A 14,221-nucleotide genomic window follows, 5' to 3' on the forward strand; every position below is an offset into this window, starting at 1 on the left:
AAGTGTAAGACTTACGCAGTTAATCTCTGTGCTTCAATGGGGAAAACCAGGGTCACAGACGTGCCCACGTTAGGTTCACTTTCGATCAAAAACTGGGCTCCGTGCAATTCTGTCAATCGCTTGGATAGAGGCAACCCCAAACCAGTCCCCTCATGTTTGCGACTTAGACTGGAATCAACCTGCCCAAAGGGCGCCAAAGCTTTTGGAATTTCACTTGATGACATGCCAATCCCAGTATCTATGACCGATAGCTCTAACCCACGGTCAGAGATATGAGTTGCAATGGTAATACTCCCACCCGGCAGGGTAAACTTGATCGCGTTGGATATTAGATTAATCAACACCTGCTTGATACGACGTTCGTCCCCACAAAGACTGGGAAGTCCTGCCTCAAGCTGCAACAGAACGCTCAAGCTTGCTTGCTCGGCACGACCTGACAGCATTTTATTACAGCGCTGAACAACGTTGTTGATTTCAAAGTGTTCTTCGTGAAGCTCAATCTTGCCCGCTTCTGCCTTCGATAGATCCAGAATGTCATTAATAAGCTCAAGCAAATGCGTGCCTGACTCATTCACATCCCGCGCATAATCTTTATATCGCGGACTACCAAGTGGCCCGAACATCTCATCTGCCAAAATTTCAGAGAAACCCAAAATCGCATTCAACGGCGTACGCAGCTCATGGCTCATCAAGGCCATGAATTCCGATTTGGCCCTATTGGCTAATTCAGCACTTTCCTTGAGAACCGTGAGCTCTTTTTCGACTTCCTTTTGCTCGGTAATGTCTTGCATCACACAAACGAAATACTGAATATTTCCCTCGTCATCAAAAATAGGACTAAGGTCAATTTGGTTCCAAAGTGTATGCCCATCCCGATGATAGTTCAGCATATCAACACGGGCATGACGATTTTCAATCAAACTCTTTTCCAGAACATCCCGGACATGAGGATCAGTACCATCGCCCTGTAAAAAGCCTGAATGCAAATACGGTATTTCTTTATTTGTATAACCCGTTAGCTTTGTAAAAGCTGGGTTTGCGTAGATAATAGGACGACTTTCTTCCTGTGCATCTGCGATAATTACCCCGGCATCCGTGGAACTTACCGCCGCAGCCAAACGATGATTCTCACGGCTAAGGTCCATGAGTTCTGCTTCGCGGGCTTTATAGTCACTTATATCAGTATAAACGGTAAAAAGGTCATTTTCCGGCGTTTTATGATCGGTAATTTTCAACCAGGAATCTTCAGCAAACTGAAATTCTCTATTTCTTTTTCCACGACGCAACATCATGGCTTTAATATAACTCTCGCGCTTTTCAACACTCAGCGGATCTTGCCCGGTATTCACATAGGAAATGGACACATCTTCATAGGTCATGCCTACACGAATTGCCATGGGGCGTCCGGGGAAGAAAATTTCCTGGAAACGGCGATTAAATGCAACCAACTTGTCATTCTCATCATAGAGAGTGACAGCCCCGGAAAAGCTTTCAAACGCACGGAATAAACGTGCATGAGCCGTTGCCATCTTTTGCTGCTCTTTTCTGCGTTCGGTAATATCGCTTCCTGCTCCCCTGTAACCTCTGAATTCCCCCTTCTTATCAAAGACCGGCACACCACTTAACCGCAGTATGCGGGATACCCCGGCAAGATCAGGCACCACAAGCTCCAGATCCCGAAAAGAAGAACGAGACTTGAGAACCTTCAGAAAACTTTCATCGGTTAGACCATCGCCCTTCACATCGCTAAAAGATTTCCCCAACAGGTTCCACTCCTGAAGCTGAGACACAAAGGTAAAACGCAGATCAGGCCCCATTTCCCAAAACCAGTCTGTCGCAGCACCTGCGATATCACGAAATCTGCGCTCGCTATCTTTCAACGCCAACACAGCACCATCCCGACGCTGCGCTGTGGTGACAAAAATTCGCCCACCTAAATACAAAGCAATAATCAAGACCAAACTAGCCCCGAGTGCAAAGCCAACTGATGCAGAATAACGGTCACGCCAGACAACCTCGATATAGTCCGCAGGAATGCCAATCACGACAGACAGGCCAAAATGGCCGATCTCTTGCCCCATCACAATCCGTTTGACCCCGTCAAGATCCCAAACCGAAACATTTCCTTGCTCTGCAAGGCTGGACAGTAAATAGGGTGTTTCCCGTCCGATTAAATCTTCGGAAAAATTATCATCCAACCATAGCCGACCATCATCTACCTGGATTGAGACCATAGATCTTTTGGGTAATCCCAGCACCGCCCATCGCGTCATAAAATCATGCACACGGAATGTCGATGCCACATAAGATGTCCCATCAGCACCAGAACTCTTAATTGAGCGCAGAACCGTTGCGTACCATTCATCCTGCGCCAAAAAGGGTAAACTTATTGACGACGCATTCTGTGCTTCAACCTTCTCAATCAATTTCTTTAGATTATATGCTGGCGGCAAAGGAATAGCCTGATCCCCAAGAATAACCTCCCCATTTGCATCCAGAACAGACAAAAGCTGCACATTGTTAAATCCCGAACGCCTACTGTGCAGAGGGATTTCATCATCAATATTTTTGAGGAAAAGCGTTAAAGGCGAAGCAATTCGATTTAAAGCTGTATGAACCTGCTCATCAATTTCGTCCGAAACATCCTGATAGGTACTGTTTACCCATAAACCAATTAAAAGGGCCGAGAAGATACAGGCGGCAACGTTCAGCTGAATTGCCCGAATACGCAACCTGCGGACAGAAAGAGTTCTGGAAAGCCCCTGATGCTTTGCGCCTCCAAGATCATCTCCCCTTCCGGACAGCCCCCTGTCGCCCTTTATCACAATAAATCCCTCACTCTAATCTGCAACCATCCTATGACGACCGCTTGAAAACGGCACGTGTGACATCGATGATTGTACTGCGATATACGCACGCATTTAGCACTTCTAAATACGCGGTCTTTTTTCGGCTGGACCACATGTACAGATCAAGGCTTATTAAATAGTTAAAAATGTAATGATTTGAGTTACAATATCATGACGTTTCAAACAATTGTTTGTCATTATTTCGTCAAAGGAAAAATGAGCGTCGCATATCGAACATGCAAAGCGGAATTTTTACCGTTATATAAATGTTATACATGGGGTCCTGCGAATGAAATATGTGGCGTCGCATAATCGCTCCCCAATAAATATAACCTTGGTATGAGAGTATACGGACATGTCTGAAGAAGATGATCTAGATCTGCGCACGCTTGATGATGACGAACTTGTCTTGCAAATGCATGATGACCTCTATGATGGTCTGAAAGACGAAATTCTGGAAGCTGTTAATATTCTTCTGGAACGCGGCTGGGCCCCATATGATGTTTTGACCAAAGCTTTGGTTGAAGGCATGCGTATTGTCGGCGTTGACTTCCGTGATGGTATCCTTTTCGTACCAGAAGTTCTGCTTGCTGCTGGCGCCATGAAAGGCGGCATGGGCATTCTGCGTCCTCTTCTGGCTGAAACAGGCGCACCAAAACTTGGCAAGATGGTTATTGGTACTGTTAAAGGCGACATCCATGACATCGGGAAAAATCTTGTTTCCATGATGATGGAAGGTGCTGGTTTCGAAGTTATTGATCTGGGCATTAACAACCCGGTCGAAAACTATCTGGAAGCACTTGAAGAGCACAAGCCAGACATTCTGGGTATGTCCGCGCTTTTGACAACCACAATGCCTTACATGAAGGTCGTTATCGACACCATGAAAGAAAAAGGTATTCGTGACGACTATGTTGTTATGGTTGGTGGCGCCCCTCTTAACGAAGCGTTTGGTGAAGCCATTGGTGCAGACCACTACTGCCGAGACGCTGCTGTCGCCGTTGAAATGGCAAAAGAAGCCATGCAACGCCGCCACAACCAAGCTTAAGAAGCTGAATAGTTCAGGACAATGTCCGATATAAACGCCCACATCAACGATAAGGAGAGCAAGACTCTCCTTATCGCCTGTGGTGCGGTTGCCAGAGAAATCATCGCCCTTAATAAACTAAATAGCTGGAATCATCTCGATATCACATGCCTTCCAGCAATCTGGCACAACACGCCAGATAAAATCCCACAGGGCGTCCGCAGTAAAATCCAAGAAAACAAAGATGTTTATGGAAACATTGTTGTCGTTTATGGCGACTGCGGTACTGGTGGAGAACTGGACAGAGTTCTGGAAGAAGAAGGCGTCAAACGCATTGATGGCGTTCACTGTTATGCTTTTTTTACTGGCCTTAGTGCCTTTGATCAGATGCATGAAGATGACATCACATGCTTTTACCTAACAGATTATCTCGTTAGACATTTTGATACCTTGATCATGGAAGGAATGGGCATTGCAAAGCACCCTGAACTTCTTCCAATGTATTTCGGCAACTACACAAAACTTGTGTATCTGGCTCAGACAGAAGATCGGGAACTTCAAGATCTAGCACAACAAGCAGCCGAAAAGATTGGCTTGGAATATCACTACAAATTCACGGGATACGGCGAGTTGAGCAGCTTTATGTCTGCCATCAACTAGGAGATTTACATTGGCCAAGTTAACACTTGTTTATTGGCGGGACATTCCTGCCCAGGTTATCGTTAAAGCAGGTCGTAAGAATGCAAAGATTCAACTGCACGAACGCTTTGAAAAAGCAATCGACCGCGCTGCGATGAAAGCCAAGCTAAAAGACAGTGATTCTTATCTGGAACACTGGCGCAGAAGCGATCCTACAGACTGTGGGGATGATCTGGAGGCCGAAGCTCAAGCTATGGCAACAAAGATCGAAAATGAATACACCGACGAAAAATTAAATGCCCTCGTTCAAAACGGTGGCCTTTCCAACGATAGTTAAGTCGCCAGTTAAGCTAAAGACTAACGCCCATTTAGGTTTAATGAGATGAGTACAGAGTTCAATCCAGAAGTCGTAAAACAACAAATCATCGACTTCATGACTGGTTTTACAATTGAAACAACACCGGGATCGGCGTTGAAGACACCCGATTATCGTGTGCACCTTCGCCCAGGAACAGAAATTGCTGTGACCTTCCTGCCCGGCTCTGATTTTGCTGATACGGTTTCAACATCGAAACGCCTCAAAGACGAAGGTTTTATTCCCCTTCCACACTTTGCCGCACGCTCAATTCGCTCTCATAATGATTTTGAAGAATACCTAAAATCCCTGCAGGGCGAAGTTGGCATTGAACACGCTGTTGCCCTTGGCGGTGCCGTTGACAAACCACTTGGCGAGTTCGAAAGCTCCATGCAGTTAATGGAAACGGGCCTATTTGACAAATACGGCATCAAGTCTATTGGTGTTGCTGGTCATCCTGAAGGAAGTCCCGACATCAACGAAGCTGGTCTACGCGAAGCCATTGCATGGAAAAATGCCTTCAAAGAGCAAACCGATGCTTACATGTACATCGCAACACAGTTCTGCTTTGAAGCAGAACCTATTATTGCCTGGGACAAAAAAATTCAAGCCGAAGGCAACAAGCTTCCAATACATCTTGGCGTCCCCGGCTTAGCGACCCTGAAAACACTTATGAACCATGCGAAAGCTTGTGGTATTGGCTCTTCAATGCGTGTTCTGACCCGGCAAGCCAAAAACATAGCAAAGCTGATGACAGTCAATGCCCCGGACAAACTGGTTATGGATCTTGCCCGCTATCACGCAGAAGACCCTAATTGCGGCATTAAAAAAGTTCATATGTATCCATTGGGTGGTATGAAAAAATCCGCAGCCTGGAGTTACGCTGTTACTGACGGAGACTTCACTGTTGATCCAAAGGGCAAAGGCTTCAAAGTAAACCGTGATATCGGGTAATATTGTCAAAATTTGTCATTTTGTCGCTTCTATAGCCGAATAGTTACCTGAAAGGACTATTCGGCAGAGGCAATTCTGATATAAGTCCTATACATAATTAAGAACATATGGCTTAGCTCATAAGCCCCTACTTTACCGGAGACGCACCGATATGACCCGTACGATCGTTAGTTCAGCGACCAAAGAGATCGCAATTGGTTTTGATGATCCCTTCTGTATTATTGGTGAGCGGATCAACCCGACAGGCCGTAAGAAGCTTGCGGAAGAAATGGCCAATGGCGATTACAGCCGTGTTGAAGCCGATTGTCTGGCACAGGTTGCAGCAGGCGCACACATGCTGGACGTCAACGCAGGCATTCCCCTGGCGGATGAGCCGAAAATCCTTGCAGAAACCATTCAACTGGTTCAGGGCCTGACAGATCTTCCCCTTTGCATTGACTCTTCCATCATTGATGCGCTGGAAGCTGGTCTGAAAGTATATAAAGGTCGTGCGCTTGTTAATTCGGTAACTGGTGAAGATGAATCTCTTGAGCGCGTTCTACCGCTTGTTAAAAAGTATGACGCTGCTGTAGTTGCTATTTCCAACGATGAGACCGGTATCTCTGAAGATCCGAACGTACGGTACGAAGTAGCCAAGAAAATTGTTGAGCGTGCTGCTGATCACGGTATTTCTCACGATCGCGTTGTTGTTGATCCCCTCGTGATGCCAATTGGTGCCATGGGCACAGCCGGGAAACAGGTCTTTGCCCTGCTCCACCGTCTAAAAACAGAACTTGGTGTCAACACCACCTGTGGCGCATCCAACATTTCATTCGGCCTACCGAACCGTCACGCCATGAACGCACACTTCCTCGCCATGGCAGCTGCTGCTGGTATGACATCTGCAATCATGAACCCATTGCACGAAGAAGAACTGGCCGGTATCCGTGCCTCTGACGTTCTACTTGCAAAAGATCAGGATTGCCTGAAGTGGATTGCAAAATACCGTGAGCCTGTACCTGAAGGTCAGGTCAGCGCACGTGGCGAGCGTCGCAACAGACGTAAACGAGCCTAAGTAGCTCCACCGAATAGTTGGTAGTTATACAAAGGCTCTCTTCTTGTGATTTACGAAGAGGGCCTTTTTTATCTTAGTAAGACAATTCTCTTTGATAACGGATATAGTTTTATCCCAAACAAAGATCCTAAAAGCAAAAGCATAGCCCCACGTGTCATATGCCAACACGTATAATAACGCTAACAAGGGGCAAAGGTACAAGGAGAGATCCGTGGCTAAGAATGCACATATCGTATTTACCCCTTCTGGTCGTCGTGGCGATTTTCCAGTCGGAACGTCTGTCTTAACAGCTGCCCGTAGCCTAGGTGTTGATATTGATTCAGTCTGTGGTGGTCGCGGCATTTGTGGACGTTGTCAGGTTGAAGCCGGCGAAGGTGAGTTCGCGAAACACAAAATTGTCAGCTCTTGCTCTAACATGACTGGCTTTTCCAGTGTAGAAGAGCGCTATGCCAGTAAAAAGGGCATGAAAGAAGGACGGCGTTTATCCTGCCAAGCCATGATCGAAGGCGATCTTCTGATTGATGTTCCTGCCGAGAGTCAGGTCCACAAACAAGTTGTGCGCAAGCGTGCTGATGTTCGTGAAATCGAAATCGACCCACCTATTCGACTGCATTATGTCGAAGTTGCTGAACCAGATATGCATCATCCCTCCGGTGACTTGGAGCGACTGGAAGATGCCCTTGAAGCACAATGGGGTCTCAAGAACTTACATTGTGATCTGAGGACGTTACAGACGCTACAACCCGTTCTGAGAAAAGGAAAATGGCAGGTAACGGTTGCAGTTGAAAATGAGAAAACTATTATCGCCGTTTGGCCCGGTTATAAAGAAAACGCTTTTGGTATTGCCGTCGATTTGGGCTCAACCACAGTTGCTGCACATCTGTGTGACCTTCAAACAGGTGAAGTCACCGCATCATCCGGGATCATGAACCCCCAAATTCGTTTTGGCGAAGACCTTATGAGCCGTGTTTCATATGTCATGATGAACCCAGGTGGCGATAAGGAAATGACCGTAGCCGTTCGGGAAGCGCTGGATATCGTCATCGGGGTGGTCGCAGACGAAGGCAATATTGAACGCACAGATATTCTGAGCATGACCTTTGTTGGTAACCCTGTTATGCATCATCTCTTGCTAGGTATTGACCCCACAGAGCTTGGCGGCGCACCTTTTGCCCTTACACTGAATTCATCCATCGATCTCTATGCCAGCGAGCTTGGTCTCAACATAAGTCCGGATGGGCGCGTTTATATTCTTCCCTGTATCGCAGGTCATGTTGGTGCGGATACAGCTGGTGTCATTCTCTCCGAAGGTCCTCATCTTCAGGACGAAGTAACGCTTATCTGTGATGTCGGCACCAATGCAGAGATTGTTCTTGGCAACAAAGACAGATTGCTAGCCTGTTCATCCCCGACAGGACCAGCTTTTGAAGGCGCGCAAATTACAAGCGGACAACGGGCTGCACCCGGTGCCATCGAGCGTATTAGAATTGACCCGGAAACGCTGGAGCCAAGATATAGAGTGATCGGTTGTGATCTCTGGTCAGATGAAGACGGCTTTGCTGAGCAAACCAAATCTACTGGTGTTACTGGTATTTGTGGCTCGGGCATCATTGAAGCTATCGGCGAAATGTTCCTGGCGGGCATTATTCAAACAGATGGCATCATTGATGGTTCTCTCTCAGAAAAATCACCCCGTGTTAAGTTTAACGGGAAAACCTACGACTATGTAATCAGTGAGAACGAACCCTTGATCACTGTAACTCAAACAGATGTCAGAGCCATTCAATTGGCAAAGGCTGCTCTTTATGCCGGGGTAAAATTACTCATGGAAAAGCTGGGTGTGGAAACTATCGACCGCATTCAACTTGCCGGCGCTTTTGGCAGCCATATTGACGTTAAGTACGCCATGGTAATTGGCCTGATACCTGATTGTGATCTAGAGCGTGTAAAGTCAGCCGGGAATGCAGCTGGCACAGGGGCGCGTATCGCCCTGCTTAACAAGGCTGCCCGCAAAGAGATTGAAGATGTCGTTGGCCGTGTTGAAAAAATTGAAACGGCCGTTGAACCAAAATTCCAGGAACACTTTGTCAATGCTATGGGCATGCCCAATACCGTTGACGAATTTGTTAATCTGGCAAAGGTGGTCAACCTTCCCGAGCGCAAAGTAGGTGCGCCTGCAGCGGAAGGATCAGCCGAAGGTGGTCGTAGACGTCGTCGCAGACGTTAAGGCCAAACCACCTAAAAACGACAAGTAAAACATGTAAGGGGCGGATTTAATTCGCCCCTTTTTTATTCACACCATCATGTTTCAAAAAACCATCACCAAAAATCAATCTTACTTTAAAATTAATCCTTCAGATTGATTTTTCAGACACATTTCAAACATAAACATTAACAAAAGTTAATAAATTAACTTTTCATTAACTATTTGGTACTGTATAATCCCAATATGAACAGAAAAATGTCACAGGCAAGGCATCAATGTTTTCGTCTCGAACTACAAGAGACGAAGTAAAGGAGGCAAAAGGAAATGCCGACAACAGAACAACTGGAAACCCGTCTTGCTGAGGATAACATCACGCACCAAACTTTTGGTATAAGCAAAAGAGCCTATGGTGGTGTTGTTGCCTACCAGCTTGAGAAGCACGGTTTTAACGGCGCCCTAAAGGTAATTAAACAGCAAGTACAAGCTCTACAGACAACACACTGAGTCCCACGGATCAAAGAACTATGTTAGCTTCGGCTAAAACGACAGATCTTTAAGCTTTGCCGTGCTCACGGGTAAATACAAACTCTGATGCATTTGAAAGATCAGATCGGTAAGAATACCCCCCGGCAGTAAAATCTTTTAGCCCCACAGCCTTATCAATTCGCCCTTGAATAATAAATCGTGCCATCATACCGCGTGCGCGTTTTGCTGGGAAACTGATGATTTTAGCGACCCCATCTTTAACTTCCTTAAAGACAGGTGTAATGACCGTGGCCTCTAATTTATCTTTCTTCACAGCTTTAAAATACTCATTCGAAGCCACATTGACCAATATTCTATCACGATGACCTGCAAGCTGAGTGTTCAATTCTTTGCTGATTTGATCGCCCCAGAAATCATAAAGATCTTCGCCATGGGGATTTCGAAGCTTTGTTCCCATCTCCAAACGGTATGGCTGCATTAAATCAAGAGGACGAAGCACCCCGTAAAGCCCAGAGAGAATACGAAGATGGTCTTGAGCATATCTTAATTCATCTTCACTCAGGCTTTCAGCATCAAGACCGACATATGTATCTCCCTTGAAGGTATCAACAGCGACCTTGGCGTTATCCTGAGTAAAAGGGAAAGAAAAATTCCGATAACGCTGATAATTTAAATCAGCCAGGTTTTCACTGATACTCATCAAATTACGAAGATCTGCACGGGTTAGATCTTTCGCTACAGAAAGAAGGTCCTGTATTTGGTTCTCGAACACGGGTTGAGACGTCAGGAAATCAATTTTAGCAGCACTCTCATCTAGTTTTTTTGCAGGAGAAACGACAGCTAACATAAGGACCTCAAAATTTTAGATTTAAAGAATTTCTATTTCCTCCATAAGGTAAGAACTAAAACCTGATCAAACAAGAACCATAATAACGTTACAGATGTTTTTTCGGTTATTACAACAATCACACCATCAATCACAGGCGATCACTAAAACCTTACATCCCAAATTTCTTTACACGTGCTAGTATTCACCTCCCAACCCCCGTCTCCACACAATCCAGCGGATACATTCATGCAGCGCATCAAGCTTACTTTTGAAAATACTCAAGGAAATGAACTCTCAGGGGCCCTAGAACTGCCCAACCAGAAACCTTTGGGATATGCCCTTTTTGCCCACTGTTTTTCCTGCGGTAAAGATATCCCCGCAGCAACACGGATCAGCCGTAGTCTCGTGGAAAAGGGATTTGCAGTATTGCGCTTTGACTTTACCGGACTTGGGGGAAGTAACGGTGATTTTGGTAACACTAACTTCTCATCCAATGTTGCAGACTTAGTCGCGGCATCAAAATTACTTAAAGAACAGTATCAAGCACCCAGCCTGCTAATTGGTCATAGCCTTGGCGGTGCCGCAGTCCTCGCCGCTGCAAAGGACATTCCCGAAGCCGAAGCCGTAATCACGATTGGCGCACCAAGTGATCCAGAACATGTAAGTCATCTTTTCTCAGATCAGGTAGAAACAATTGAGAACGAAGGCGTCGCCCCTGTTCAACTGGGCAGCAGAACTTTTAATATAACCAAACAATTCCTGACCGATATCTCTAACCACAATATGAAAGAACACATCGGTAATCTGAGAAAAGCATTGTTAGTGTTTCACTCACCACGCGATACCACTGTCAGCATTGACGAAGCGAGCAAGATTTTTACAGCTGCCAAACATCCCAGAAGTTTCATCTCGTTGGATCAGGCTGATCACCTACTAACTAATGCAGCCGATGCAGCCTATGTTGGACATACAATTGCAGCTTGGGTAGAACGCTATCTATCGTCCTCCTCTTCTCCTCATGAAAGTACGCCCGAACCAGAAAAAGGGCATGTCATCGTCAAGGAAGAGAACAAAGCCTTCTTAAGACATATAAAAACAGATCATCACAACTGGCTTGCGGATGAACCCTTGACGATGGGTGGCGGCAATCAGGGACCAGATCCTTACGAAATGTTACTGGCGGCACTGGGTGCTTGTACATCAATGACAATCCGAATGTACGCCAATCATAAACAATGGCCGCTTGAAGATCTGGATGTTGAATTAGCCCACACAAGAGAACATTGTCAGGATAGCGCAGATTGCGAACAATCAGGACGACAAATCGACGTCATTTCCCGCAACATCACCCTCGTCGGTGAAAAGCTTACAGACGAACAACGCCAACGCTTGCTAGAAATTGCCGGAAAATGTCCAGTTCATAAGACGCTGGAAAACAAAATTGTTGTGCAGGACAAATTGGTAGATAATTCTTAGCCTATCTTTTCCCCTTCAACAAAGAGTAGCTTTTTATGACAAAAACCCCAGTGGTTCCTAAAGACTTGCAAGAAAATTACACCTCTTGGCACTTTTCTCCCGCAATAATCAGCGGAGACTTCCTTTTTTGTGCTGGCTGTACCGGACGTCGTCTTGATGGGACGATCTCTCCAGATATTGCAGGCCAAGCCGAGCAATCTTTTCTCACCATAGAAAAATCGCTTAAAGAGGCAGGACTTACCTTTGATAATATTGTGGAGATGACCACCTATCATGTAGGCTTACAAGAACATCTGTCTGATTTCATGACTGTTAAAGATAAATTTATTAGACAACCTTATCCGGCTTGGACAGCAATAGGTGTATCTGAACTCGCTGTATCAGGGGCAATTATCGAAATAAAGGTAATCGCAAACCGTAACTAATAAATATAAGCTTGAACCTCCATCAATCAAATTATATATAATCCATATACAAAACATATACGGATTCGTTAAATGGGAATTGTAAAGGTATCCAGCGAAACACATGAAAATATTCGTATCGCAAGCAAAGCCATGACCAGATCAATTAATGCCCAGGCAGAACATTGGATGAAGGTTGGTATGCTTGCGGAAAGAAACCCGGGGTTTAATTATGGCGAGATCCTCTCTCTACTTCTAAAAGAAGCAGAACAATCCAGCCAACCGGAAAATCAAAATACGCGAGTGAATAAAACCCCCAAGAACCAAGTCAATACAAACACTGGCAACTAATGCAACAACCCGTCATTAAAACAGTCGCAGAGATTGAGAAGATGCGTCTTGCTGGCGCACTTACCGCCCAAGTTCTCGATCAGGTCAAAGGTATTATTACGCCCGGGATCTCAACAATGGAGATCAATGATTTTTGCGATGACTTCATTCAATACCAGTTGAGTGCTGTACCGGGAAGCAAAGGCCAGTACAACTATCCCTTTGCAGTCAATACATCAGTTAATCATGTTATATGCCACGGCATACCATCGAAATCTGCAAAACTTAAAAAAGGCGATATCATCAATGTCGATTTAACCGTTTTAAAAGATGGCTATTACGGTGATAGCAGCAAGATGTTTACAGTTGGCAAAACCCAACCACATGCACTAAAGCTAATCGACATCACACGGGAATGTTTGTATCAGGCTATAAAAATCGTAAAACCCGGCAATACCTTTGGGGATATTGGTTTTACCATCCAATCTCTCGCTGAAAAAAACGGGTACTCCGTTGTTCGGGAGTTTTGTGGCCATGGTATTGGCTCAAAAATGCATGAGCCCCCAGAGGTCAGACACTACGGAAAGCCTGGAGAAGGCATCGTTCTCAAAGAAGGTATGACCTTTACAATTGAGCCCATGATCAATCAGGGAAAGGCAGCAATAAGGCAGCATCCTGATGGTTGGACAGTATCAACAAAAGACAGACGCTTATCAGCCCAATGTGAGCACACAATACTGGTAACAGCCACAGGATATGAAATCTTGACCTATCGCGATGAAGAGAAAGAGTTTATACCGAGGACAACGTCGTAAATTGTGACAATGGCATAAGTGGCAATTTAGCCACCTAACCGCTTGCCCATACTAACGCGAGGTTCAACGCAGTAGCCAAGGCTTTCATATAGCTTCACAGCCCCTTCATTGCCATCGCGTACTTGTAAATTCAATTTCGTACAGCCAAGAGAAACAAGCTCCTTTTCGGCAAGAGCAAGTAGCTTACTGGCAATTCCTTTGCGTCTATGTGTCGGTGTAACAACAACACTATATATCCAGCCACGACGACCATCATAGCCCGCCATGACGGTTCCCACAATTGCCCCGCTGTCCTCAACAACAAAGATTAGCCCCGGTTGATAACTCTGCTTGTTATCCAGAATATCAGCCGCTTTATTCCAAGGTGCTGGATTGGGATCATCTTCTTGCCATAAACGAATTACACCTCCCCTGTCTTCTGGTTTATAAGACCTGATATCCATCATTTCCTCTTTATCACACTATCGTTGCCTGATGCTTCCTTGAACAAGTCGCATATTTTGTCAAAATTGGCGGTTTCCGACTTGCCTAGCTCAAAGATATTGGTCTAGGGTTAGCACACTTGAAAGAAGTTTCTTTTGAGTATGTGCAATTAGGCGCTTGTTCTCAGGGCAGGGTGAAATTCCCGACCGGCGGTAACTTTTAGATACAGTATGTAGAAAAAAGAAGCCCGCGAGCGCCCTTGGTTTTAAGATCTTTCAAGATCGAAGAATCAAGGGGTCAGCAGATCTGGTGAAACTCCAGAGCCGACGGTAACAGTCCGGATGGGAGAGGATAGGCAGGAATAAGCATCGCGA

The 14,221-nt window shown here is 45.5% G+C and carries 14 protein-coding genes and 1 riboswitch; of the genes, 11 read left to right on the forward strand and 3 right to left on the reverse strand.

What is annotated here, in order from left to right; genetic code table 11:
* Nucleotides 1–11: 11 nt before the first annotated feature.
* The gene (locus BKB51_RS07860) at nucleotides 12–2,825 is read right to left on the reverse strand and encodes an ATP-binding protein (protein ID WP_085900539.1); all 2,814 of its coding nucleotides are present in this window, start codon (nucleotides 2,823–2,825) and stop codon (nucleotides 12–14) included.
* A gap of 379 nt (nucleotides 2,826–3,204) precedes the next feature.
* On the opposite strand from BKB51_RS07860, the gene BKB51_RS07865 reads away from it, so the two are divergent.
* From BKB51_RS07865 to BKB51_RS07895, 7 genes are all read left to right on the forward strand, one after another.
* Nucleotides 3,205–3,897, forward strand: coding sequence for a corrinoid protein (locus BKB51_RS07865; RefSeq protein ID WP_085900540.1), 693 nt, complete (start codon nucleotides 3,205–3,207; stop codon nucleotides 3,895–3,897).
* A 21-nt stretch (nucleotides 3,898–3,918) separates the two neighbouring features.
* Entirely contained in the window at nucleotides 3,919–4,536 is a 618-nt protein-coding gene (locus BKB51_RS07870) for a DUF1638 domain-containing protein (protein WP_085900541.1), read from the forward strand.
* A gap of 10 nt (nucleotides 4,537–4,546) precedes the next feature.
* On the forward strand, nucleotides 4,547–4,852 hold the full coding sequence (locus tag BKB51_RS07875; protein WP_085900542.1) for a virulence factor: 306 nt from the start codon (nucleotides 4,547–4,549) through the stop codon (nucleotides 4,850–4,852).
* Nucleotides 4,853–4,897: 45 nt separating this feature from the next.
* The gene (locus tag BKB51_RS07880) at nucleotides 4,898–5,824 is read left to right on the forward strand and encodes a methylenetetrahydrofolate reductase (RefSeq protein ID WP_085900543.1); all 927 of its coding nucleotides are present in this window, start codon (nucleotides 4,898–4,900) and stop codon (nucleotides 5,822–5,824) included.
* Between the two features lie 151 nt (nucleotides 5,825–5,975).
* The gene (locus BKB51_RS07885) at nucleotides 5,976–6,878 is read left to right on the forward strand and encodes a dihydropteroate synthase (protein WP_085899188.1); all 903 of its coding nucleotides are present in this window, start codon (nucleotides 5,976–5,978) and stop codon (nucleotides 6,876–6,878) included.
* 211 nt (nucleotides 6,879–7,089) lie between these two features.
* Nucleotides 7,090–9,105, forward strand: coding sequence for an ASKHA domain-containing protein (locus tag BKB51_RS07890; protein ID WP_085900544.1), 2,016 nt, complete (start codon nucleotides 7,090–7,092; stop codon nucleotides 9,103–9,105).
* A 303-nt stretch (nucleotides 9,106–9,408) separates the two neighbouring features.
* A complete protein-coding gene (locus tag BKB51_RS07895; protein WP_085900545.1) occupies nucleotides 9,409–9,588 on the forward strand; it encodes a hypothetical protein in 180 nt (59 codons plus the stop codon).
* A 49-nt stretch (nucleotides 9,589–9,637) separates the two neighbouring features.
* On the opposite strand, the gene yaaA is transcribed toward BKB51_RS07895, so the two are convergent.
* The gene (gene yaaA / locus BKB51_RS07900; protein ID WP_085900546.1) at nucleotides 9,638–10,417 is read right to left on the reverse strand and encodes a peroxide stress protein YaaA; all 780 of its coding nucleotides are present in this window, start codon (nucleotides 10,415–10,417) and stop codon (nucleotides 9,638–9,640) included.
* A gap of 228 nt (nucleotides 10,418–10,645) precedes the next feature.
* On the opposite strand from yaaA, the gene BKB51_RS07905 reads away from it, so the two are divergent.
* The 4 genes from BKB51_RS07905 to map all read left to right on the forward strand — a co-directional run bounded on the left by BKB51_RS07905 (nucleotide 10,646) and on the right by map (nucleotide 13,424).
* Nucleotides 10,646–11,875: a bifunctional alpha/beta hydrolase/OsmC family protein gene (locus BKB51_RS07905; RefSeq protein WP_085900547.1), complete on the forward strand. Its 1,230-nt coding sequence runs from the start codon at nucleotides 10,646–10,648 to the stop codon at nucleotides 11,873–11,875.
* Nucleotides 11,876–11,910: 35 nt separating this feature from the next.
* Nucleotides 11,911–12,300, forward strand: coding sequence for a RidA family protein (locus tag BKB51_RS07910; RefSeq protein ID WP_085900548.1), 390 nt, complete (start codon nucleotides 11,911–11,913; stop codon nucleotides 12,298–12,300).
* A gap of 72 nt (nucleotides 12,301–12,372) precedes the next feature.
* Nucleotides 12,373–12,630: a ParD-like family protein gene (locus tag BKB51_RS07915; RefSeq protein ID WP_085900549.1), complete on the forward strand. Its 258-nt coding sequence runs from the start codon at nucleotides 12,373–12,375 to the stop codon at nucleotides 12,628–12,630.
* A complete protein-coding gene (gene map, locus BKB51_RS07920) occupies nucleotides 12,630–13,424 on the forward strand; it encodes a type I methionyl aminopeptidase (RefSeq protein ID WP_085900550.1) in 795 nt (264 codons plus the stop codon). Before BKB51_RS07915 ends, map begins: the two co-directional genes overlap by 1 nt.
* A gap of 26 nt (nucleotides 13,425–13,450) precedes the next feature.
* On the opposite strand, the gene BKB51_RS07925 is transcribed toward map, so the two are convergent.
* Nucleotides 13,451–13,870: a GNAT family acetyltransferase gene (locus tag BKB51_RS07925; RefSeq protein WP_218043984.1), complete on the reverse strand. Its 420-nt coding sequence runs from the start codon at nucleotides 13,868–13,870 to the stop codon at nucleotides 13,451–13,453.
* Between the two features lie 152 nt (nucleotides 13,871–14,022).
* Nucleotides 14,023–14,204, forward strand: a riboswitch (FMN riboswitch).
* Nucleotides 14,205–14,221: the final 17 nt, after the last annotated feature.

It is taken from the genome of Kiloniella majae (genome assembly GCF_002118315.1).
Taxonomy (GTDB): Bacteria; Pseudomonadota; Alphaproteobacteria; order Kiloniellales; family Kiloniellaceae; genus Kiloniella; species Kiloniella majae.